The sequence below is a fragment of the Vibrio gigantis genome (assembly GCF_024347515.1).
Taxonomy (GTDB): Bacteria; Pseudomonadota; Gammaproteobacteria; order Enterobacterales; family Vibrionaceae; genus Vibrio; species Vibrio gigantis.
The window spans coordinates 1,554,895-1,578,713 of record NZ_AP025492.1; the positions used below are offsets into that span (position 1 = coordinate 1,554,895).

Below are 23,819 nucleotides of genomic sequence, written 5' to 3' on the forward strand. Positions count from 1 at the left end.
AGTAGGCTATAGAGATAACTTAAAGCTCTCATCATCCATTCCTTCTGTAAATCAGAGCCTCAAAACTCATCGTTGACAAAGTTTGATTATCAAACTAAATTTCAATGAATTACTTTGATGATCAAATTACTTGTTAATCAAAATTATCTTAATAAGAAAGATCGTCTAACTACTAACACAATCTAAGGACGCCATTTTGAGTTTTCCAACACGTCATCAACACAACTTCTCTTCACACAATCAACAAGGTGAAAAACGCACTTTCTACGTTCTCTTGTTAACCGTCATCACCATGGTTGTCGAGATTATTGCAGGTACTATTTACGGTTCTATGGCGTTACTTGCTGATGGTTGGCACATGGGAACGCATGCTGCAGCGTTTGGTATCACCTTGTTCGCCTACCGTTATGCGAAGAAGCATGCTGACAGTGAACGTTTCTCTTTCGGTACGGGCAAAGTCAGCGTATTAGGCGGGTACACCAGCGCGATTGCATTGGGTATTGTGGCGTTGTTGATGCTGGTGGAGTCAGTACATCGCTTGTTCAACCCACAGGCTATTCAGTTTAATGAAGCGATTATTGTTGCGTGTATTGGTTTGACAGTGAATGTCGTGAGTATGTTTTTGCTAGGGGACCATCATCATGACCACGGACATGATCATGGACACGAACACTCTCATTTTGAACATAAGGGACACAACCACAATCATCAACATGATGGGCATCAAGAACACACCGAGCACAAAGGGCACCATCACGATCACAACTTGCGTGCGGCCTACATGCACGTCTTGGCCGATACATTGACTTCTCTGTTGGCGATTGTTGCTCTGCTATTTGGTAAGTTTTACGGTTGGAACTGGTTGGATGCCGCAATGGGTATGGTTGGTGCGGTTGTGATTGCCAAATGGACAATGAACCTCATGAAACAGACAAGTCCAATCTTACTCGATCAGAATATTGACGATGAGTACCGTAACGGCATAACTGAAGCTTTAGCTCCTTATGCAGCCGTAACCGACTTACATATGTGGAAGGTGAGTGGGCATCACTACTCAGCGGCGATTACTCTTGAATCAAACAGCGACAGAAGCGTCTCTGAATATAAACAAATGCTCGCCAAGTTTGATAAGATTAATCATCTTACTCTTGAAGTACATTCAAATGACCATGCGAAATATAGAACAGCTTAACCAAATACTGACTGAGTTCTACGATAAAATGTCTTCGTGGGAGCAGTCTGTTGTCAAAGAGACGGGTTACTCCCTGGCTCAAGTACACACCATTGAAGTACTTGGTATGCATGGCGCGTTAAGAATGAAAGAGCTCGCTGAAAAGTTGGGTATCACCACGGGTACACTTACCGTTCAAATCGAAAAGTTGGTTAAAGCAGAATTGATTGAACGCCATCAACACCCAACCGACCGCCGAGCAATTGTGGTTGCTTTAACTAATGAAGGCCAAAAAATCCACGTTCATCATAACCAACTCCACTTGAATTTGGTTAATGAGTTGACGCAAGACATCGAAGAAGACGAGAAAGTGGTGTTATTGAAGAGCCTAACCAAGATGGTAAAAGCGTTTTAGTTAAGTTCGCACCCTAACTTATTAGCGGCAAAGCGATTGATTAAGAAATCCAAAAATGGACCTGACTCGAATTAAGTCGGTCCATTTTTCTCGCCGTTTACGCTCGACAGTACAATCACCAATCGATGGATTCACAGTTTAAAAAAACAAGTCAAAATCTCCAATATTGCGCTTCGCTCTTGCTCCTTTTATGAGCCAAAAAAACGTCATTTCTAACCCTTCAGTCAATAATAGTCCAAAGTGTTTTAATTCAAAGTCTTATATAGCGGGGTGTTCAGGCCTTCACGCTCCGTCAAATAGCTGTCTCTCACTTTTATCATTCAACTAATGTACATGTATTCAATTTGTGTTATTGATGCATTTATCTTTAGTGAGAAGAATCATTCTCTGTTTGAATACCATTGAGAATGTCACTGCTGGTGGACTAAACAGTCGCTAGGTTTAGTGCTCATTACTGATACAAAAACCATAACCATAACAATAACCAGGTCGCACGAGTTGTATTCCATGCTTCGATGCGATCAATTAGATACTCATAGTTAATTTAGTAAAGACGAGCCACGTATATGAATATAAAGAAAAAGCTCTATTCGTTGGGGATGTTCTCCATCTTCGGCATGATTTCACTGTTGTTTACCACATCGCAATTTGCAGACACCACCGCTCAAATGAGCGAAGCCAAACAAATCACCAAAGAACTTGAAGTGCGACTACTCAATCTTCGCCGTAACGAGAAAGATTTCCTATTACGTAGTGATATGAAGTACCTCGCCAAGTTCGACGTAAACTACAATAAATTCTTAGCGTCTGAATCTGAGCTTAATGCGGTGCTCAGTGATTTAGGTTTAGCGAACAGTACACACCTACGTGAAGACATCGAAACCTACCACACAAGCTTTGTTAACTTAGTAAAAGCGAGTGAAGTCTATGGGTTTGCGCGAGACAAAGGCTTGCTAGGCGAGTTTCATGTTTTGCTCGATAGCATTAGCGCGACAGCCAGTGCTGAACAAAAAATCGAGCTTTACCTGTTTAATGACTTAATTGAGAAGGGGAAGTTTGACCCGAGTGTTCTTTCTATAACTTCGAATATGAGTAGCTCAGCTGCTTTGATAGATGCTGCTCGTCAAGTGGTTGAACAGAAGCGAGTGATTGGCTTGAAGCACAACGAAGGTCTGCTAGGCGAAGCCCGTTCTGGTTCACACGCTATCGAAACTCAGTTTAAAGAGTTTTCCGCTGTATTAGACCAAGAAACCCAACAAGAGATGGACAAACTATCGCTGATCAACAACATCCTTTGCGTCACGCTACTCGTGTCGATCATTCTGTTCAGTTGGTTAATTGTCCGTTCTATTATCGGCAAGATTGAGTCACTGCTTTCGGTGATTCGCAACATCGTTGATTCTAACGACGTGTCTATTCGTTCGCACCTTGATGGCAAAGACGAACTCGGCACTTTAGGCCAATACTTCAACCAATTGCTTGATCAGCTAGAAGGCTTGATCGCGGCATCTCAATCTAAGTCACAGCAACTGACACAAAGCACGTCGAACATGCATGACGAGCTAGAGTCAGTAATCAAACAGTTTGAAGTGCAAGCTAACCATACCTCAACCATGACAACCTCAGTGCAAGAGATGGTACTCACCATTGGCGAAATTTCTGAAAGCACATCGGTTGCTGCAGAAGGTGTTCATCAAGCGAAAGTGAATGCAGACAAGGGCCGAGAGGTGGTTGTCGCGACCATCGATAATATTACCCAGTTGTCTGAGCGCCTTTCAAGCAGCCAAGATTCGATTAGCTCACTGAACCATCATGTTGATCAAATTGGCGATGCGGTAAACATCATCCAAGGTATTGCAGAACAAACCAACCTATTGGCACTGAACGCTGCAATTGAAGCTGCACGTGCAGGTGAACAAGGCCGCGGCTTTGCCGTGGTTGCTGACGAAGTACGTGCATTGGCAAGCCGCACGCATCAATCAACGACTGAAATCACAAGTGTTGTTACGGCAATTCAGAGCCAAATGAACGCTTCGATGACAGAGATTGGAGAGTGTAACCAACAAGGCCAATTAACACTAAAAGATTCAGAAGAACTTGATGCAAGCCTGCAGCTTATCCTAAGCGATATGGAAAGCATTCAAGGCAACTCTGAACGTATTGCTTCTGCAATTGAAGAGCAGGGCGCAGTGATGGCGCAAGTGAGTGATTCAATCACAGAGCTGAACACCATCTCGAACGACAATAACGCATCAGCTCAACACTGTTTGATTGAAGTCGATAAAGTCGCAGAGCAAGCAAGTGACATGGACAAAGCAGTCGCGCAGTTTAAGACATCTTAGAAGCAACCTAGTTGCGTTAAAGAGTACGGCCAAACAACTTAATAGAAAGGCGCGGGTTATCTGCGCCTTTTTTGTATCTGATGGATAGGCAATTCCATGGACAGATAGAAATAAGAATAAGGCATTCCAAAATAGACTTAAGTATCTGTGAAATATAACTAAAATAATGACAGACTATCGAATGAAAGAACGTATTGGCGCGTTTCTGGCAAATGTTTAAATCTATAGGAAGAGAAACAACATGCACTATGACGTATTCAACGGAGACGCAGATGGCATAATCGCGTTGTTACAACTGCGATTAAGTGAACCAAGAGAGAGTGTGCTCATTACTGGTGTAAAGCGTGATATTAAGTTGGTCTCTCAAGTTGTTACTCAAATTACGGAACCGGATAAACAAGGTGACGTTTCATCCGTTACCGTTTTAGATGTGTCGATGGAGAAAAACCTACCTGCATTGAACTCACTGCTAGATGCCAACATCAATGTATTTTATTGCGATCATCATCGAACAGGGGATGTACCTGACTCTAGCCATTTGGACACCCTTATTGATACCACGCCCGAGAGTTGCACAAGCTTGCTGATCAACCAGAAGCTGAATGGTGCGTATGTGGCTTGGGCAATCGCGGCTGCCTTTGGTGATAACCTAAAAATGGTAGCCTCACAGCTAGCGAATGAAAGTGGATTCGATGAATCTCAAACAGAGTTTTTAGAAGAGCTAGGTACCTTGGTGAACTACAATGGTTACGGTTCGTCACTGTGTGATTTGCATTTCACACCTACTGAGCTCTACCAAATCCTTTATCAATACCCGAATCCGTTTGATCTTTGGGATGATAAAGACTCTGTGTTTTACCAGTTGCGCGCTGCTTATCAAAATGATCGCGAGCAGTTATCAAACCTTGCTCCTGTTTATGAAAGTCAAGTCGCCCGTGTGTTTGAACTGCCAGGAGACACTTGGGCAAGACGAATCAGTGGCGTATTTGGTAATGAAATCGTTAATCAAGACCCAAATCGAGCGCAAGCAGTATTAACGAAAAACCAAGATGGTGAGTCTTACACGGTGAGTTTGCGGGCACCATTATCAAACAGAACGGGTGCGGACGAAATTTGCTCAAATTTTGTAACTGGTGGAGGAAGAAAAGCAGCAGCTGGAATTAATCAACTCAATGAACTTGATAAGGTGAATTTTATTTCACTATTGAATGAATATTATTCACCTGGTGCTGAGGGTTAACTGAAGGGTTTTCGAGGTATACATCCAACATTCCACAAATTCTTACTCCGATATTCCGTTTTACGTGTGTATCGCTAGCACATGTATGATGGCTATCTCCAGACTGTTTTAGTGATATCACTCGCAATGGTACCTGGTCTGAGGTCAGTAATTTCGGCATGTTTGGGGCGATTTTTGCCGAATTAGAGTTCGTTTTTTCCTATTGGTTATTTTTTATGTTTTTGGTTAATTATCTTAGTGAATTAAGATTGATTAAATATTTGCTCAGTCAATGTATTTGGATGAAAATAACAGATTTTAGCATTCTAATTTGAATGAAAAGTCAAAATCATATTGATTCTGATATTCAATCTGTGACTTAAAATCACAAGTTAAATCAAAGGTCATCTTTTCCTATAAATTCCATTACTTCTCTATAAATATTCATGATTAAAATGAATTGGTTCGGTTGTGATTGGCACAGCTGTTAAGTAAGGAAGTGGGACTAATGTTAAAACGTAAAGCTCTACAATTAGCAGTATCGGTCGGCATGGCGGCTATGTCTGGCGCTGTTTATGCGAATGGTTCAGATATGACGAATCCAGATTCAGGCGTCGTGGTTGGCTATTGGCATAACTGGTGTGACGGTGGCGGCTACCAAGGTGGTAATGCGCCATGTGTGACACTGGATGAAGTGAACCCAATGTACAACATCGTGAATGTGTCATTCATGAAAGTGTACGATGTGGCTGATGGTCGAATCCCAACTTTTAAACTGGACCCAACGATTGGGCTTTCAGAAGAACAATTTATAGACCAAATCTCAGAACTCAACAAGCAAGGTCGCTCTGTACTGATAGCGCTGGGTGGTGCAGATGCACACGTCGAGCTAGAAACCGGTGATGAAAGAGCCTTTGCTGATGAGATCATTCGTCTTACGGAACGTTATGGTTTTGACGGTCTAGATATCGACCTCGAGCAAGCGGCCGTCACCGCTGCAAATAACCAAACCGTGATTCCAGATGCGCTTAAGCTAGTGAAAGACCACTACCGCGCAGAAGGTAAAAACTTCCTTATTACCATGGCGCCAGAATTCCCGTACCTAACGACGGGTGGTAAGTATGTTCCTTACATCGATAACTTGGAAGGTTACTACGATTGGATCAACCCGCAGTTTTATAACCAAGGTGGCGACGGCATCTGGGTTGACGGCGTGGGCTGGATTGCGCAAAACAACGATGAACTAAAAGAAGAATTCATTTACTACATCTCTGACTCTCTAATTAATGGTACTCGTGGTTTCCACAAGATCCCGCACGACAAACTTGTGTTTGGTATCCCTTCGAGTATTGACGCAGCGGCAACCGGTTTTGTGAAAGAGCCGCAAGATCTGTACGACGCATTTGATAGCTTAACGGCACAGGGACAGCCTTTACGCGGCGTAATGACTTGGTCTATCAACTGGGATATGGGCACTAACAAAGCGGGTCAAGCATACAACGAACAATTCATTAAAGACTACGGTCCATTTGTTCACGGCCAAGTGACACCGCCACCGGTTGAAGGTGAGCCTGTATTGAAAGGTGTTGAGAATACGCGTGTTCTTCATGGCACTGCATTTGATCCAATGGAAGGCGTAACAGCAACAGATAAAGAAGATGGTGATTTAACGTCATCGATCGATGTTGAAGGTTATGTCGAAACCAGTGTTGTTGGAACTTATGTACTGACTTACCGTGTAAAAGACAGTGACAACAATGAGACAACCAAGGCAAGAACGGTAGAAGTTTACAGCCAAAAACCTGTTTTCGATGGCGTGTCGGATACAACGGTAGTGCTTGGCAACCCATTCGACCCAATGGCGGGTGTTACAGCAAATGATGCTGAAGACGGTGACCTAACAAGTTCAATTACACACACTGGCAGTGTCGATGTGAATGAAATAGGTAACTACACGCTAGTTTACCGAGTAACAGATAGTGCAAATCAAACCGTGACTGCTGAACGTAAAGTGTCTGTGACTGACGGTTCAAACTGCGCAGCAGCATGGGATGCTAATACCGTTTATGTCGAAGGTGACCAAGTATCGCATGATGGAGCAACGTGGGTTGCGGGTTGGTACACTCGTGGTGAAGAGCCGGGTACGACAGGTGAATGGGGCGTTTGGAAGAAAGCGTCAGACAGTTCATGTGGTGGCAACCCTGATCCAGGTGGTGACGTAGAGCTAAGCGTATCTGGACTGCAGTCGGAATACATTCTAGACAATGGCGATGTACGTATCCAGTTCACATTGGCGTCAAATGAAGCGCTTGATGTAACAGCAAAGGTGGTTAATAGCGCGGGTACTGTGGTTGAACAGACCAACGTCAACCTAACTGATAGCCGCACGGTAACTATGGACCTGTATGATGTTGCAGAAGGTCAGTACAAGCTTGAAGTGGTTGGAACTGCAACAGATGGCGAAGTGGTGATGGTGGATAACTCGTTCTCAGTAAAAGAAGAGGGCGGAACAACACCTCCTCCGGGTAACTACCCTCCGTATGCAGCCGGTACTAACTATGAAGCAGGCGATATCGTGGTAGGTGCTGATAATGGTTTGTACGAATGTAAACCTTGGCCTTACACGGCATGGTGTGCAAGTGCATCGTATGCGCCAGGCGATAGTCAATACTGGCAAGATGCGTGGATTAAGCTTTAATCTTATAAAGCAAATGAGCTACGAAACGTAGTTCTAAAGTGAATGAAAGGAGAGGCTATATGCCTCTCTTTTTTATTGATAGAACAGAACGACTATTCATCTAAGCTCAACCGATATTACTTACGCTGTGCAAAGACGTCAGTTAATTTTGCTTAAGATCAAAATAAGAGTGATTATCAATTGTATTACTTGGTGTGTAATAGCACTATTCGACTTCTGAATTTTCAAATTTGTGAATATTTAAATAATGAATCTTGCTCAAGTCGACCTCAACCTATTAGTCATCCTCAAACACCTTCTCGAAGAAAAGCATGTCTCAAACACAGCCTTAGCGTTGGACATGAGCCAACCTACGGTCAGTCGCTCGCTTCAAAAACTACGTACCGTGTTTAACGATGATCTGTTAGTAAGGGCGGCTTATGGCTATGAGCTCACACCAAAAGCAGAAGCCATTAAGCAAGATCTAAACTCAGTGCTTACTCGTTTAGAGAAGTTAGTTCATGGTGATGTTTTTGAACCAGAAACGAGTGATAGCACTGTACGTTTCTTCGGTTTGGTGCCACAGGTTTCGCATCTGTTGCCTAAAGTGGTCGCAGAGATCCGCAAACAAGCACCAAATATGGTCGTTGATATCGATTCTATTCCTAAGCGTCATTTCGAGCCATTGCTGTCCGGTGACGCACACTTTGTGTTATCGACTCATGAGCCGCTAAGCTCAGAGCAAAACCTGTATCGAATGTTCGTGATTAGCCGTGATTATCGTCTGTTAATGAGCAAGGACCATCCGTTGGCTGATAAAGAGATTACGGTCGATGACTTGTTGAATAGCCAGCTTGGGCAGATTTCACTCCAAGGTGATAAGAAGCTTTCGATTGAAAATAGATTCAAAGATCTCGGTTTGATCGATAAGCAGCGTCAGCTGTCGATTCCGATTCAATTGTCTAATTTCAATATTGCTGCAGATATTGCAGAGACGACAGACATCATTTTCCATCTACCGACGCCTTTTGCATCGCAAGCCGCCAAACAAAGGAACTTGGTCTGTAAAAGGGTACCTAAGGCAATAAGAAGTGCATCGGAAGATGTGCATTTGTATTGGCATAAACGTTTCCATAACGACCCAATGTGTCGTTGGGTGCGCGAATTGTTCAAAGAGTTGTACACCTAATGTATTGGGGGTGTGAATGTAAATGTGAGTTGCTCAAGAGAATGAATATAGATTGGTTCCTTATGTGAAAGTTGAATAGCGAGAATCAATTTTTGGTATGAAACTTTCGTTGATTAGAGTGGTAATTGGCTATTTAATGCAAACCATTATCATTACCAATCACATATAAGAATTAATATCATGTCTGAGAGAGCCCTTTTTATTCGTAAGCCTTTATCGATCGCAGTCGCTGTTATTTGTACTTCACTTTCGCCAAACCTATTAGCGCAAGAGGAAGTTAAGGATACGGATGAGCAAATGGTAGTTACGGCTACTCGTACTGAGATGGCGTTAAAACAAGCACCAGCGTCTATGTCTGTTATCACCGCTCAAGATATTGAAGATAGCCCTGGTATCACCTTGGCAGACATCGTTGCTGAATCAACGAGTGTTGAGTCTGACTTTGATAGCACACGAGCAGGGCGTCAAATGATCTCTATTCGTGGTATGGATTCTGACTACACCCTTATCATGGTAAATGGTCGTCGTTTAAGTTCGGCAAGTGCCATCATACGTGGTAACGACTTCGACCTTTCTACTATCCCTACTGAGTCAATCGAACGTGTTGAAATCATCCGTGGCCCAATGTCTGCACTTTACGGCTCGGATGGTATGGGCGGCACAATTAACATCATCACCAAGGCTCCAGTCAATGAGTGGAGCTCGACATTGAGTATGGATACGTCATCACCAATGGATGGCAATGGCGGGCAGGAGCAGTCTGTAGGTCTAACGACCTCTGGTGCTTTGATTGAAGATGAGCTGTTTGCTCGTTTCTCTATTAACCAAACCAGTCGTGATGCATGGCAGCCATACTCAGGTATTCACTCTTCAGGTCACGACAGAGAGGACGTTACGGCACTAGAAGGCCGTGATACGTTGAGCCTATTAGGCACATTGACTTGGCATGCAACAGATAATCAAACTTTAGATTTAGATTTTGGTTACAGCGACGACCAACGTGATGGTTTGGCTGAATATGCCACAGGTGCAAACCCAATTGATAGTAAGGTTGTGCGTAACAGCCAAGCGATAACACACAGCGGCTTTTGGAGTTGGGGTGACACACAAGTTCGCTACTCGCGTGAAAATGTAACTGACAGTGATGCGGCTGATTTAGGCAATAACTACAGCAGTGATGTTGAAGAGTTGACCCAAATTGTTGAAGCTTCAGCAACGACTTATCTAGGTGATAGTCACACCGTCACGTTTGGTATGGATTACCAGTTAAGTGAGCTCACAAACAGAGAAAACCTAGCTAACGGGACATCAGAGGCTTACCAAGGTGCATTGTTTATTCAAGATCAATGGCTAATGACGGACCAACTAACTGCCACAATCGGCGGTCGCCTAGATAAACACGAACTATACGGAGAAGAGTTTAGCCCTCGTGTGTATTTAGTTCACCAAACAACGAATGACTTAATCATCAAAGGTGGTGTGGGTAAAGCATTTAAAGCGCCAACATTAACCCAAAATCAAGCTGATTACACAGTTAACAGCTGTAAAGGCGTATGCGATTTACATGGTAATGAAGATCTTAAACCAGAAACCAGTTTGAACTATGAGATTGCTGCGATTTACAGTCAGCCTCGTTGGAATGTTGAAGGCGCGTTGTTCCGCAATGAAATCAATGACCTAATTGAGCGTGATGAAACTTACTGTGAGAATGGCGGAATGTTTGAATCGGGCAAAGGGTGTGCGGATAGTTCAAGCTCAACTGGCTATGTAAATGGTAAGCGTACTTACACAAACGTGTCAGAGGCTGTAGTTCAGGGTGCAGAACTAACAGGTCAATTCCAGATCACGGACGAATGGGGTCTTTCTGGTAACTACACCTTCCTAGACACCGAAGATAAATCAACGGGTGAAGAGCTGCTAGAGCGCTATAAGCATTCAGGTTTAGTAAAACTTAGTTGGAACCCAACGTACGATCTGAATACCTTTATTAGTGCACGTTACCGTGGTGAACGTAATATCGAGACGGATCTAACACAAGACGCGTACACAACGTTGAACATCGGTACGGTTTACAACGTGAATGATTCGGTTCGACTACGAGCGGGTATCACAAACTTGACTGACGAAGCTGTGTCTCAAGAGCTTGAAAATATGGGTTATGTTGAAGAACCACGTACTTACTACGTAGGCATGACGGCTGACTTCTAATCAATCTGAAGTCGTTTCGATAAGTTAATCCCCATAAAGCAAAGAACCCACATGACGTAACGTCGTGTGGGTTCTTTTGATCTAGGCGCTATCTATTGAGAGCGAACGCTGTATGAGAAGCAGGCTAGCTTTTTACACACGTAATGAGCGCGTTGCCTGAAAGCGTATCCCATGGTAAAAGCTTGTCATAGTCATGTTCGAATATATGAACCTCAAAGTAGGGCTTCAATATCTCAATCAACTCTTTAAATGAGAACGCCACCATAGTGTGTTCATCATTCCATACCTGAGTCTCACCTGCCGTAGCCTTCTCGATACTGAGCTTCAACGCCTGCTTGTCGCCTTCACCTGAATAATACCAGCCTGAGCGGAAGGTAAAATCATCCTGTTCTTGGTTAGTGGTGTGTCGAACAAACAGATCATTACTGATCTTATCTTTGTCTACCACATTGAAGCAGAACACACCGCCTTGTTTTAGCGCTTTATGAACGCTGGCAATGCACTCTTTTAACTTCTCGATGCCATCGTTGTAGTGGATCGAATACAAAAAACAAGTGATGAGGTCGAACGGTTCAGATACTTCGAAATTACTCATATTCTGTACAGAAAAGTTCGCTTCAGGGCAGCGTATTTGAGCAATATCTAGCATGGGTTGGTTCAGATCAAGCCCGTTACTTTGATAGCCATAATCAATAAAGTGACGAACGTGTGGACCAGTGCCACATCCAAGGTCTAGGTGAGTTTTTCCTTCATTTCCAAAAATCTGATGTAGTCTACGAACGCAGTGGCTTTGCGCTTGGTAGTCAATATCAACACACATTAAATCATAGTAACCGGATAGGTCGGTATAGAGCGCGTTGGCGGACATGTTTGCCTGCAGCATTTGCTGAAAAAATTGGGGTGGCGCATAGTAAACTAGAACTTGAAAATAACAAGAAAATCTTAATTAACTTTGTCTATTTATACTATCTTGATTCATCGAACTATAGTGAGAGCCCGAAGTGTGGTGAGCTAGGTGATTAGGTGGGTTCTACGCAAGCGCCTACAGGGTTTAATGACACTCTGTCCTTACCGTTTGCTTTTGCTTGATAAAGCGCTTCATCCGTTACTCTGATGAGTGTGTTGAGTGAGCGAGTGGTACGAACGACACAGCTGTCGGTAATACCAATACTGACGCTTGTTTTGAATTTTTTCCGGTTAAAACCGATGAATTGATGGTTTCGAAATTCTTCACAGATACGTTCACCTACAACTCTTGCCTGAGACTCTGCAGTAGACAGTGCGGTTACGTGGCATGCAAGAGATCTTGGGAAGAACACGATAAACTCTTCGCCACCCCAACGGCCAACAACACCATTTAGTGCTTTGACGTGTTTCTTGATGACAATTGCGAGTGTCCGAATAACAGTGTCACCCACACTATGTCCAAACTGGTCGTTCACGTTTTTGAAGTCATCAATATCGAGTAGCAAGCAGGACATATCAGCGTGATTATTGGTTGGCTTTTTTAGCCAATCGTAAACCGCCTGACGAGTTAATACCTGTGTAAGATCATCATGAAGCGCGCGATGAATGAGCTCTTTTTCTAGTGCGACCTTACTAGTGACATCTTCGACCACCACTTGAATCGCTTTTTCACCTTCCCAAAAGATGATGTTGTCATAAATATTGAAGTATTTTTTACTTCCATCAAGGCAATGGTTTTCGACCACGGAACTAAAACTCGGCGTGTGACCGGCCATAATGCTCTGGCTACGCTTTAGCGCGCTGACTCGATTATCAGGTGGGATGATTGAGATAACAGTGTCCATAGCCAGCACTTGCTCTATCGAATCAGCTCCCTGCATTTCGACCCAAGCTTGATTTACCATTAACGGTTTGAAGTTTTGATGAATGAGCACTCCTTGTTTCGAGCTTTCCAGTAGAGTGCGGTACATTTGGTCTTTTTCTTGGTGTTTACGTTCTGATGCAATCACAGATGTGATATCGATGATCATGACACGAAGAGCAGGGCGCTCATTAAACTTAATGACGTGCGCAAGGCTGAATAAGGATAGAGTACGCCCATTAATAGGCACGTCTTTATAGAGTTTGCCCTTCTGAAGCTGACCTTTAATTGCTGTGAGGTAGCGTTCACGAAGAGCGCCATGGTAACTCTCTGGTACCATGGAATAAACGAAATCGACATTCTTCAATAGTGAAGTTCGGTTATCGTAACCAAACAGGATCGCGATATTATCGTCGACATCAATGACCTGGTGATCCTGAAGGGTAATGTAGCCCTGGACAGAATCGAAGTTCTGGCAAGGTAAGGCTGTCGTTAAGTCTAGTTGGATATTCATATCGGTCTGATCAATTAAACTCTTACCGTAAAATGGTGCTTTGCATGGACTTGGGTATTTCACTGAAAGGCGTGATAAATGCAGCGAGACTCTGAATGCAAAGTATGATATTCATCATGTAACGACACTAGCGTAATTTTACTGAATGGAAAACGGATTAAAATTTTATTAAGGATAATTAAAGCGTTATGAAAATAAAAATTGATGATTTGTCAGGCGGAGAGGTTATTCGGCTATTAGAAGAGCACTTAGCGGACATGTATGCGACGTCGCCACCAGAAAGCGTGCATGCACTCGATCTTGATGCTTTGAAATCACCAGAGATTACTTTTTTCAGTGCATGGAAAGACAGTCAATTATTGGGTTGTGTGGCTATAAAAGAGCTGGATGCCCAACACGCAGAGCTTAAGTCTATGCGAACCTCTCAGTTTGCTCGCAATACAGGAGTGGCGAGCAAACTCTTGCAGCATGTTTTAGACACGGCTTCTTCGCGCCAATATCAAAGAATCAGCTTGGAAACAGGTTCTGAGGAATACTTCAAGCCTGCGCGTAATTTGTACGAGAAGTTTGGCTTTGGCTATTGTGAGCCTTTTGCAGACTATGAATTGGACCCTCACAGTCAGTTTATGAGTATTGAGTTGCGTTAAGAGACGAACCTTGTATGGCGGTTTACTTTACTGGATTTTCTCTTGGGTTGTCTTTGTTCCTTGCTATTGGTTCATAAAATGTCTTTATCTTAAATAAGTAGGCGTAATTTTTTCCGTCGCTAATTTATCGCCCCACAGCGGCTCCAATACTCTTTGTCATCAGAGCCGATATCGTGCTGAATCTCTCTATATGCATCTTTGTGTTTATGGTTTTGCGTTTTCTAACCTACACTTGATATTACGGAGTGGCCAATTTAGCTAGGGATTACAAGGTGATATCAAAGAATAACAATATTTACCTTTATGGAGCTGTGGTGGGACTATTGTTTGCCCCTGTCACGACAGCAGACCTTAATGTAAACAACGATCCTGGTCAGCCACATTCAGAACTTAGATATTATAGTGATTGGCCTGAACTAAAGAGTCGTATTGTCAAAGAGCAATACATTGAAGATCGAGTTGCGGATTTAGTACAACGGATGACACTTGGTGAAAAAGTCGGCCAGATGATCATGCCTGAGTATCGTCAAGTAACACCACAAGAAGCCAAGCAATACAAAATCGGTTCAGTGTTAAATGGCGGTGGTGGTTGGCCTAATGAAAACAAAACCGCTACCGCTCGTGATTGGGCACTTCAATCCGACCAATATTGGTTAGCGCTAGACGAAGCCTATGCAGGGCGTGGGTTCCGAATTCCATTTATGTGGGCAACGGATGCAGTCCACGGACACAACAATGTATTTGGCGCGACACTCTTCCCCCATAATATCGGCCTTGGCGCAGCGAATAACCCTGAACTTATCCAAAGAATTGGTGAAGTCACCGCCACAGAAGTCGCCGCAACCGGAATCGACCTAACGTTTGCTCCCACTGTTGCTGTTCCTAGAGATTACCGCTGGGGGCGAGTCTACGAGGGCTACTCCGAATCACCGGAAATTACTTCTCAGTATGCCGAGGCAATTGTTGTTGGGTTGCAAGGCGATCAAAAACAACTCCGTTCAGAATCCAAAGTCATCGCAACGGTAAAGCACTGGCTTGGTGATGGCGGGACAGAAAGAGGGGTGGATCGAGGTGTAAATCGCTCAAGTGAAGAAAACTTACGTAACATTCATGCGATGGGATACTTTTCGGCGATAGAAGCAGGCGCTCAAGTTGTCATGACTTCATTTAACTCTTGGAGTGAGCCGACGTTGGGCTCGCAAAATCAAAGTGGTAAACCTACAGATACCGAAAGCCAAGCTCTGTTAATCTCAAACGGATCCAATCAGAACCAAGCAAAATCGCACAAAGGTAAGCTTCATGGTAGCCGTTATCTGGTCACTGAAGTACTGAAAGATAAAATGGGCTTTGACGGCATTGTCGTTACCGATTGGAATGGTCACGGTGAAGTAAAAGGGTGTACTAATTCTGATTGTCCTCAAGCGGTTAATGCCGGGAATGACCTCTTCATGGTCACGGATAATCGTGATTGGAAAGGTTTCTATCGCAATGTGATAAAGCAAGTTCGTTCGGGTGTCATACCTATGTCGCGAATTGACGATGCGGTGACGCGTATTTTGCGAGTAAAGATGCGCGCTGGATTGTGGGAGAAACCCCGTCCTTCATATCGTTTATATGCAGCAGACCAAACCTTGGTAGGCGCTAAGTCGCACCGAGAGGTTGCACGCCAAGCTGTGAGAGAGTCTTTAGTCTTGCTGAAAAATGATAATAATGTGTTGCCCTTAAACTCAAGTAATCAAAGCTATTTGGTGGTGGGTAGCGCTGCAAATGATTTGCAAAAGCAGACCGGAGGTTGGACGCTGACATGGCAAGGAAACGAAAACAAGCGTCGCGATTTTCCTCATGGTATGACTGTGCTAGAAGCCATCACTCATCAAGTGGGTGAAAAAAGGGTGTTTACAGAGGTAAGTGAAGCTCCAATGGATGCGGTCGCGATTGTCGTTATTGGTGAAGACCCGTACGCAGAAATGTTTGGCGATATTAAATCACATCAAACGCTTGCTTACTCTGAGCTCAAAACTAGTTACAAAGAAGACTTGGAATTACTGACGAATCTTAAGAGCCTTGGTTATGAGGTGGTGACGGTATTCTTTTCAGGCCGCCCACTTTACGTTAACCCTGAACTTAACCAGTCGGATGCCTTTGTTGCTGCTTGGTTGCCCGGCACTGAAGGCCAGGGTATCACGGATGTATTGTTCAATCTTAATGGAGCAGACTTCAGTGGCAAGCTCTCTTACTCATGGCCGTCGACCAAGTGTATGACGAACTTCAATCGACCTGCACCTCATATTCCCAATTATCAGGCTCCTGTTACCGAAAATTCCGAAAGTGAGGCTGCTCCTTTGTTTAGTTATGGGTTTGGGTTGAACTACCAAAGCTCAGTAGAACAAATGGTTGCAGGGGAGTTTCCCTTAGATGATAGAGAGCGCGGATGTGGTGTCGCAAAACAGAAAGCGACACCCGAACACAACTTAGAAATCTATAGCCGACTAGCGACCGACAAATTTGTACCTAAAATCAGCGGTCAGGTGACGAGTTGGAAAGGCACCTTTGTCTCTCGCTCCAAGGCGTTAGAAATTGGCAGTGCAACAACGACGCCAATAAATTATAAGCACCAACAAGATGCATTGGCCGTGTCGTTTGGTGAACAGCTTCCAATGCAGTTCTACCTGCAAACCCCCGATAAAAAAGGTGTCGACCTTCGTCATTACTTAGTGGCAGACGCAACACTTCAATTTGATATATCAGTCCGAGGTTCAGTACCTGAGTCTCTAAGGTTGGCATCTCATTGTGTTTACCCGTGTGGCGCGATGGCATCGATTAAAGAGCCTTTACAAAAGGCGCTGATCAACTCCGAGGAACAATGGACTCGAATTAAAGTCCCCCTTAAATGTTTAGCGAAAAGTGGGGTGGATTTTTCAAATATGAATACGCCATTTTTACTCTATTCAGATGAGCCATTTGAGTTTGATATTGGTGAAATACGCTTCGTTCCTCGGAAAGTAGATGAAGCAAAAGATAGCCTGAAGTGTGGCATATTTAAGCGGATACAATAAATCCGATTCGCTACAGTCTAACCATAACCGCTCTTATTTTGAGCGGTTTTTATTGTTGGTACATTGATAGCAATCTACATTAGCGCAATCTATAGATAGTCACAGGTGTGGCTATTTAGTCTGCTTGTGATAATGCGATGAAATTAGTTTATTTTCACAAGCTTATAAAAGGGAATTGTACGAGCGATTTTGGTAGATTATGGGTATTACCGACTTCCAGTGAGCAGCAATGAAGATTCTTCACACGTCCGATTGGCACCTTGGCCAAAACTTCTACAACAAAAGCCGTAAGAATGAACATGAACGTTTCTTACAATGGTTACTTGAGCAAGTTACTGAACATGACATCGATGCGATTATCGTTGCTGGTGACATTTTCGATACCAGTACGCCACCAAGTTACGCGCGTGAGATGTATAACAAGTTTGTTGTCGATTCGAATAAGATCGGTTGCCAATTGGTGTTATTGGGCGGCAATCATGATTCCGTGTCTGTGCTTAAAGAGACACAACAGCTGCTCAAATACATGGGCGCAGACGTGATTCCTAATACCAATGAAGAGCATGAGACTCAGGTTGTCGAGCTTAAAGGCAAAAGTGGTGATGTAGAAGCGCTGGTGTGCGCTATTCCGTTTATTCGCCCTCGCGATGTGTTGACCAGTCAAGCCGGTGTATCTGGCGTTGAGCGTCAAAAACAGCTTGGCGATGCAATCAAACAGCATTATCAAAGTGTTTATGATGCAGCAGTCGCAAAACGTGCGACGTTTGAAAACAGCGAGCACATGCCGATTATCGCTACTGGTCATTTAACAGCGATGGGGGTTCAACAATCGGATTCGGTGCGTGATATCTACGTTGGTAACCTAGATGGCTTTGCTGCGGATGGTTTCCCAGATGCTGACTACATTGCTCTTGGCCATATTCACCGCCCACAAGTGGTGGCAAAGCGTGAATACATTCGTTATTCCGGTTCTCCAATCCCACTTAGCTTTGATGAGCTTAAATCTCAGAAGCAGGTTTGCGTGGTTGAGTTTATTGAAGGCGAACGAACCATTTCTCAATTAGCCGTGCCAACTTTCCAGCCGTTAGCCGAAATTAAAGGCGACTTGAGCGAGATAGAGTCTCAACTGAATCAATACATTGGGTTGGATGGTGAACAAAGCGTGTGGTTGTCGATAGAGGTGCAGGCTCAAGATTACCTATCTGATCTACAAGAACGTATGCGTGCATTGACTGAAGGCCTGAATGTGGAAGTGCTGCAACTTCGCCGTGCAAGAGAGCGTCGCAACCAAGCGTTGGAGCAAGAATCAGCAGAAACTCTGTCTGAACTGAGCCCGATGGATGTGTTTACTAAGCGTTTAGCCTTAGAAGAGTTCGAAACTGAGTCTGAAAAAGCCCGTTTAGAGCGAATGACGGTTAAGTTTAAGCAAGTCATGGTCGAAGTGTCTGAAAGCGCTCAACCGTCAAACAAGGTAGAAGAGTAACGAGTATGAAGATTTTAAGCCTAGAATTTGAAAACCTAAACTCTTTGAAAGGGCGTTGGAAGCTCGATTTTACTCAATCGCCGTTCGCAGAAAACGGTCTGTTTGCAATCACGGGTCCAACGGGGGCGGGTAAGACCACCATTCTGGATGCGATTTGTTTAGCGCTATTCCACCGCACGCCACGTTTGAAAAGCATAGCTAAAGGCAATAACGAGCTGATGACTCGCGGTACAGGTGAGTGTTTCGCTGAGCTTGAATTTGAAGTGCAGGGCAAAACTTACCGTTCTAACTTCCACCAAAAGCGAGCGCGCGGCAAGCACGATGGTGCACTGCAAACACCAACATGTGAATTTGCTGATGCAGATACCGACAAAGTCTTAGAGACCATGCTAACCAAGAAGACTAAGTTGGTAGAGCAGGTGACGGGGTTGGATTTCTCTCGTTTCACTAAATCGATCATGTTGTCTCAAGGCGAATTTGCTGCCTTCTTAAATGCTAACGCGAATGATCGTGCCGAATTGTTGGAAGAACTTACTGGTACTGAAGTCTATAGCCTGATTTCAGAACGTATTTACGATCACTTTAAATCGAGTGAAGAGTCGCTTAATCACCTGAAAGCAAAAGCTGAGGGTGTGAGTTTACTGTCCGATGAGCAGATTCAAGAGCTGACAACAGAGCGTGACACATTAGAAACTGAACAGAAACGTTTAGCTGAACAATTAAAAGAGTGGCAAGCTCATCTTAGCTGGTGGAAAGACGTGACCAAAGCGCAGCATACTATTGCGACCAGTGAACACGACTTAAAAACAGCGCAGAGTGATTTAGAGCAAAACCAACTTTCCTTGACGCGTTTGGCAAACAGCGAACCTGCTGAGAAATTGCGACCGTTGCACAAAGACCTAAAACGCTGCGAGCATGAGCTCAATCTCACGCAAATTAACCTAGATAACAGTACTAAGTTGCTGGCAGTGCGCGAGGCCGAGAAGTTAGACGCCCACACTAAGCTGACTCAAAGTAGCGAAGCGGTTGAAAAAGTGAAAGCCGAGCAACAGGATCAAGAAAAGATCATTGAGCAAGTCCGCCCACTCGACAACCAAATATCGGTACTTAAAGACAAGAAAGCCTCTGCGGTTAACGCCGTAAATACGCTGAGCGAACAACACGCACAGCAGCGTAATAACCAGCTTGTATTAGTGCAAAAGATTGACGAATTGAAACAGCAAGAAAAGCTGAGTGCTGACTATCTAGAAGCTCATCAGACGGACCAACACCTCGAAAAACACCTAGGTCAGTGGCAAGCCAAAGTTGAGCAAGTGCGTACGTTAGAATCTCAGCATTCGCAACAACTCAACCTAGCGAAGCAAACCTATACGGCGCTAGAAGCTCAGCAAGCTATGATTAAAAATGCACAGCAAACCAAAGCATCGCAAGATCAAGCTTTAGCTGAATTGGTGCTGGCCGAGAATAATACCAAGCAGCAATGGGAAGCATTACAGGCGTACACCAGTGAAACATCATTAATTGCTCAAAAAGAGTTGTTGGAGCTTTGGAATCGCAACACCCACTCGTTGTTTCAAATCAATCGTGGCTTTTTAAACGCACAGCAACAGCTCGGTGTTAAGACACAAGCCCATCAAACTAACGTTCAGCAGGCTGACAAGCTATCGAAAGAGCGTGAAGTACTGGTAGAGCGATACAAAGATAAAGAGACATCACTTGAGCGCTTAACCTTGTTAATCGCGCAAGAGGGAGAGTTAGCTAAGTACCGTGCGAAGTTGGAATCTGGCTCTGAATGTCCGCTGTGTGGTTCTACTGAACATACGATTGAGCAGTCGCAAGATATTGCGAACTTGATTGCTCAGCAAGAGCGAGAAAAACATGAGTTAGCGATTATCAAAAAAGACGGTCAAGAGCATCGCCAACAGTTGGATTCTCTTGCTCCTATGATTACAGCACTAAGTGATGATATTCAACGTGCACAAGCGGATATTCAGCAAGCGCAACTTAATTGGCAATCTGTAATAGGTAAGCTTCAACAGAGTTTGTCTGACTTTCCAGCTGTGACGCTGGAGTTAACACCGCTTTCTGTGTCTGACCTTGGGAATGAAACGACGGTGACGGCCTTTGTTGAACAATGCGAGCTTCATTTAAATCAAACCCAGCATCAGCTAAAAGTCTTAGTAGATGCAAAAAACAGCTATGCCGAGGCGGAGAAACAACGTTTATCTGTGAGTGTCATGGCTGATAAAGCGCAAGCTAATCTTGTGTTAGCGGAGGAGCGTCTCAACGACCTCAATAAGCAAAACCAAGCTGCGAATGAACAAGCAGGTCAAACCGCGCAAGCCAAAGAGCAACAATGGCACTCGCTCAAAGAGAGTATTGTTGAAACCTCTATCGAAGCTCCTGAACTCGACCACATTGACGCTTGGTTTGCTGAAAAACTGCAAGCCTCAAACACATGGCTTCAAACCAAACAGCAACAGGCTGAGCTAGAGAAGCGTTTGATTACCCAATGTGCTGAGCAAAAAACACTGGATGACAAACTCAGCAGTGTGCAAAAAGAGCTGGATGCGTTAAGCAAAGAAAGTGAATTGTTAACAGCGGAGTTGGCTCGTATTGGTGGTGAAAGAGCGCAGTTGTTTGGTGAGCAAGACATTCAAGTCGCAAGCCAAGCAATGAAGCAAAAGGTAGCAGATGCAGTCACGGCATTGGACGCGCTTCAGCTGGTTCTAAATCGCTGTGAACTGGAGCATCGAACCGAAAAAACGAAACATACAGGTTTTTCTGATGAGTTAACCGCCAAGCAAAAAAGCCACACGCAAGCAACTAATGTTTGGGTTGAAGCTTTGCAAGCGAGCCCATTTGAAGAGGAAGTTGATTTTGAAGCGGCACTGCTCGATGAAGAGGTGCACACTCAATTACAAAACCTTAAGAAGTCCCTAGACGAAGCAATTGTCGGTGCACAAGCAAGGCTGAATACGGCAAAAGCAGCGCAAGTAGAGCTACAAAACCTCGAAAATGCGCAAACATGGCAAGAACAAGATCAACAGCTAGTGGAGCAGGCGACAGCTGAGTGCCAAGATGCTCAACAAAGCCATGCAAGTAAAATTGGCGCAATTTCTGCCAACCTTGAAACTGATCGTCAGAACCGAAGTAACCAGCAGGATTTATTTAAGCAGATCTCTGAACAACAAGTCGAGTTTGATGATATTTCTCGTTTGAACTCGCTGATTGGCTCTAAGAATGGCGATAAGTTCCGTAAATTTGCCCAAGGCTTAACACTGGAAAACTTAGTGTACCTGGCAAACAAGCAATTACAGCGTTTGCATGGTCGCTATGAATTAAAACGCAAAGCCGACGATGGCTTAGAGCTTCAGGTACTCGATACCTGGCAGGGCGATGTAATGCGCGATACCAAAACTCTGTCTGGTGGTGAAAGCTTCTTGGTGAGTTTGGCGTTGGCACTCGCGTTATCTGATCTTGTTAGTTATAAAACCAGTATTGATTCTCTGTTCCTGGATGAAGGTTTCGGCACGCTAGACAGCGATACATTGGATATCGCACTTAATGCGTTGGATAACCTGAATGCATCAGGCAAGATGATAGGTGTAATTAGTCACGTTGAAGCACTGAAAGAGCGTGTGCCAGTTCAACTAAAAGTAACGAAACACTCTGGCCTTGGTGTCAGTGAGATGGAGAAGCAGTACAAAGTTTTTGCGTGATTTCCATGTGATTGGTGCTTGATATTGGAAGCATAGCCAGCTGAACTGAAATGGATTCAGTTGTGGTAAAAGCAGATCCCCGACTCAGTCGTTCCTCCTTCTCGAGGATGACGGAGTCGGGCATGTACAAGAAACCACATCTACCGACTAAGATGTGTCCCGTTTGCAACAAACCTTTCTCGTGGCGTAAAAAGTGGCAGTGCTGCTGGGATGAAGTCATTTATTGCTCTGAACGGTGTCGTCGTCATAAATCTAAGCCTTCACAAATGCCTTCTACATAGAATCCGACTTTCGTAACCCCAAATTGAAGTATTCCTTTCGTTTCTGTTTCATTTAACAAGTCTTTAATCACTTATCCCTTCATTTCTTAAGTTTATATTTCTATCTGTAAGATAAGTGATGTATAAAGGCGGCATGAAGATACCTAAAAGAATACAGCCTTTAGTTGACGATGGTTTAGTCGACGAGGTGACAAGCCAACTCATGAGTGGCAAAGAAGCATCGGTGTACATTGTACGCTGCGGCGATACGATCCGCTGTGCCAAGGTATATAAGGAGATAAGCCAACGCAGCTTCAAAAAAGCGACTGCGTATCGTGAAGGCCGAAAAGTCCGAAATAGCCGCCGTGCTCGAGCGATGGAAAAAGGCTCTGGCTTTGGTCGTGAGCAACAAGAAAAAGTTTGGCAAAGTGCTGAAGTGGATGCTTTATACAAATTGGCAGAAGCGGGCGTTCGTGTGCCAGTGCCTTATGGTTGCTTTGATGGCGTGCTGCTTATGGAACTGGTCACTGATGACGAAGGTTACGTTGCGCCACGTTTGAACGATGTGGTGATGTCAGCAGAGCAAGCGATCGAAGATCACGCCGTGATGATGACTTATGTAGTTAAAATGTTGTGTGTTGGTTTGATCCATGGTGACTTGTCTGAGTTTAACGTATTGGTTGATGAGTACGGCCCGGTGATTATCGATTTACCTCAAGCGGTTGATGCTTCGGCGAACAACAATGCCGAGTGGATGCTGGCTCGTGACATCAATAACATTCGTGACTATTACGCTCAGTTTGCTCCTGAATTGGCGAAAACCGAGTATGCCAAGGAAATGTGGGCGCTTTACGAGAAAGGCGACTTAAAGCCAGACAGCAAGCTGACGGGCGAGTTTACTGAAACTGACGATTTGGCCGATATCGAAGCCATTATGCAAGAGATAGACGCAGCGAGAATTGAAGAACAGCATCGACGCGAGCGAGCTAAAGAAGAAAAAGAAGGTGTCGACGATAGCAAGTTCAATTGGGCTGAGTAATCGTGATAAACAGCTTTTTATATTTAGTTAAATAGCAGTTATAGATGTT

At 44.1% G+C, this 23,819-nt stretch carries 15 protein-coding genes; 13 read left to right on the forward strand and 2 right to left on the reverse strand.

The genetic code is table 11. The annotated features are described in order from the left end of the window. Nucleotides 1-196 precede the first annotated feature (196 nt). The 7 genes from dmeF (at nt 197) to OCV56_RS07115 (ending at nt 11,221) form a co-directional block, all read left to right on the forward strand. Nucleotides 197-1,192 carry a CDF family Co(II)/Ni(II) efflux transporter DmeF gene (dmeF, locus tag OCV56_RS07085; protein ID WP_086713269.1) on the forward strand — a complete coding sequence of 332 codons (996 nt, stop codon included), beginning with the start codon at nt 197-199 and terminating at the stop codon, nt 1,190-1,192. Continuing rightward, nucleotides 1,170-1,586 carry a MarR family winged helix-turn-helix transcriptional regulator gene (locus tag OCV56_RS07090; protein WP_086713320.1) on the forward strand — a complete coding sequence of 139 codons (417 nt, stop codon included), beginning with the start codon at nt 1,170-1,172 and terminating at the stop codon, nt 1,584-1,586. The genes dmeF and OCV56_RS07090 overlap by 23 nt, the downstream gene beginning before the upstream one ends. Before the next feature lie 617 nt (nt 1,587-2,203). Continuing rightward, nucleotides 2,204-3,928, forward strand: coding sequence for a methyl-accepting chemotaxis protein (locus OCV56_RS07095; RefSeq protein ID WP_086713321.1), 1,725 nt, complete (start codon nt 2,204-2,206; stop codon nt 3,926-3,928). 241 nt (nt 3,929-4,169) lie between these two features. Next, on the forward strand, nt 4,170-5,168 hold the full coding sequence (locus OCV56_RS07100; RefSeq protein WP_086713270.1) for an acetyltransferase: 999 nt from the start codon (nt 4,170-4,172) through the stop codon (nt 5,166-5,168). Between the two features lie 487 nt (nt 5,169-5,655). Next, the gene (locus OCV56_RS07105) at nt 5,656-7,845 is read left to right on the forward strand and encodes an immunoglobulin-like domain-containing protein (protein WP_086713271.1); all 2,190 of its coding nucleotides are present in this window, start codon (nt 5,656-5,658) and stop codon (nt 7,843-7,845) included. A 247-nt stretch (nt 7,846-8,092) separates the two neighbouring features. Then, a complete protein-coding gene (locus tag OCV56_RS07110) occupies nt 8,093-9,013 on the forward strand; it encodes a LysR family transcriptional regulator (protein ID WP_086713272.1) in 921 nt (306 codons plus the stop codon). Nucleotides 9,014-9,193: 180 nt separating this feature from the next. Then, nucleotides 9,194-11,221 carry a TonB-dependent receptor domain-containing protein gene (locus tag OCV56_RS07115; RefSeq protein WP_086713273.1) on the forward strand — a complete coding sequence of 676 codons (2,028 nt, stop codon included), beginning with the start codon at nt 9,194-9,196 and terminating at the stop codon, nt 11,219-11,221. A 124-nt stretch (nt 11,222-11,345) separates the two neighbouring features. On the opposite strand, the gene OCV56_RS07120 is transcribed toward OCV56_RS07115, so the two are convergent. Beyond that, nucleotides 11,346-12,089, reverse strand: a complete 744-nt coding sequence (locus OCV56_RS07120) for a class I SAM-dependent DNA methyltransferase (protein ID WP_086713274.1) — start codon at nt 12,087-12,089, stop codon at nt 11,346-11,348. Nucleotides 12,090-12,240: 151 nt separating this feature from the next. Then, on the reverse strand, nt 12,241-13,563 hold the full coding sequence (locus OCV56_RS07125) for a sensor domain-containing diguanylate cyclase (protein WP_086713275.1): 1,323 nt from the start codon (nt 13,561-13,563) through the stop codon (nt 12,241-12,243). A gap of 188 nt (nt 13,564-13,751) precedes the next feature. Here OCV56_RS07125 and OCV56_RS07130 point away from each other — a divergent pair, with 188 nt between their 5' ends. The 6 genes from OCV56_RS07130 to OCV56_RS07155 all read left to right on the forward strand — a co-directional run bounded on the left by OCV56_RS07130 (nt 13,752) and on the right by OCV56_RS07155 (nt 23,770). Continuing rightward, a complete protein-coding gene (locus tag OCV56_RS07130; protein ID WP_086713276.1) occupies nt 13,752-14,210 on the forward strand; it encodes a GNAT family N-acetyltransferase in 459 nt (152 codons plus the stop codon). 323 nt (nt 14,211-14,533) lie between these two features. After that, the gene (locus OCV56_RS07135; RefSeq protein ID WP_228761189.1) at nt 14,534-17,266 is read left to right on the forward strand and encodes a glycoside hydrolase family 3 protein; all 2,733 of its coding nucleotides are present in this window, start codon (nt 14,534-14,536) and stop codon (nt 17,264-17,266) included. Between the two features lie 229 nt (nt 17,267-17,495). Next, nucleotides 17,496-18,749, forward strand: a complete 1,254-nt coding sequence (gene sbcD, locus OCV56_RS07140; RefSeq protein ID WP_086713278.1) for an exonuclease subunit SbcD — start codon at nt 17,496-17,498, stop codon at nt 18,747-18,749. Between the two features lie 5 nt (nt 18,750-18,754). Further along, entirely contained in the window at nt 18,755-22,471 is a 3,717-nt protein-coding gene (locus tag OCV56_RS07145) for an AAA family ATPase (protein ID WP_086713279.1), read from the forward strand. Nucleotides 22,472-22,593: 122 nt separating this feature from the next. Then, on the forward strand, nt 22,594-22,752 hold the full coding sequence (locus tag OCV56_RS07150) for a DUF2256 domain-containing protein (RefSeq protein ID WP_086713280.1): 159 nt from the start codon (nt 22,594-22,596) through the stop codon (nt 22,750-22,752). 133 nt (nt 22,753-22,885) lie between these two features. Continuing rightward, nucleotides 22,886-23,770, forward strand: a complete 885-nt coding sequence (locus tag OCV56_RS07155; RefSeq protein WP_082242335.1) for a PA4780 family RIO1-like protein kinase — start codon at nt 22,886-22,888, stop codon at nt 23,768-23,770. The last annotated feature ends 49 nt before the right edge of the window (nt 23,771-23,819 follow it).

Bases quoted from the DNA above. Each gene is read 5' to 3' on its own strand.
- OCV56_RS07090 (WP_086713320.1), top strand. From the start codon at position 1,170: ATGCGAAATATAGAACAGCTTAACCAAATACTGACTGAGTTCTACGAT.
- OCV56_RS07095 (WP_086713321.1), top strand. From the start codon at position 2,204: ATGATTTCACTGTTGTTTACCACATCGCAATTTGCAGACACCACCGCT.
- OCV56_RS07100 (WP_086713270.1), top strand. From the start codon at position 4,170: ATGCACTATGACGTATTCAACGGAGACGCAGATGGCATAATCGCGTTG.
- OCV56_RS07105 (WP_086713271.1), top strand. From the start codon at position 5,656: ATGTTAAAACGTAAAGCTCTACAATTAGCAGTATCGGTCGGCATGGCG.
- OCV56_RS07110 (WP_086713272.1), top strand. From the start codon at position 8,093: ATGAATCTTGCTCAAGTCGACCTCAACCTATTAGTCATCCTCAAACAC.
- OCV56_RS07115 (WP_086713273.1), top strand. From the start codon at position 9,194: ATGTCTGAGAGAGCCCTTTTTATTCGTAAGCCTTTATCGATCGCAGTC.
- OCV56_RS07120 (WP_086713274.1), bottom strand. From the start codon at position 12,089: ATGTCCGCCAACGCGCTCTATACCGACCTATCCGGTTACTATGATTTA.
- OCV56_RS07125 (WP_086713275.1), bottom strand. From the start codon at position 13,563: ATGAATATCCAACTAGACTTAACGACAGCCTTACCTTGCCAGAACTTC.
- OCV56_RS07130 (WP_086713276.1), top strand. From the start codon at position 13,752: ATGAAAATAAAAATTGATGATTTGTCAGGCGGAGAGGTTATTCGGCTA.
- sbcD (WP_086713278.1), top strand. From the start codon at position 17,496: ATGAAGATTCTTCACACGTCCGATTGGCACCTTGGCCAAAACTTCTAC.
- OCV56_RS07145 (WP_086713279.1), top strand. From the start codon at position 18,755: ATGAAGATTTTAAGCCTAGAATTTGAAAACCTAAACTCTTTGAAAGGG.
- OCV56_RS07150 (WP_086713280.1), top strand. From the start codon at position 22,594: ATGTACAAGAAACCACATCTACCGACTAAGATGTGTCCCGTTTGCAAC.
- OCV56_RS07155 (WP_082242335.1), top strand. From the start codon at position 22,886: ATGAAGATACCTAAAAGAATACAGCCTTTAGTTGACGATGGTTTAGTC.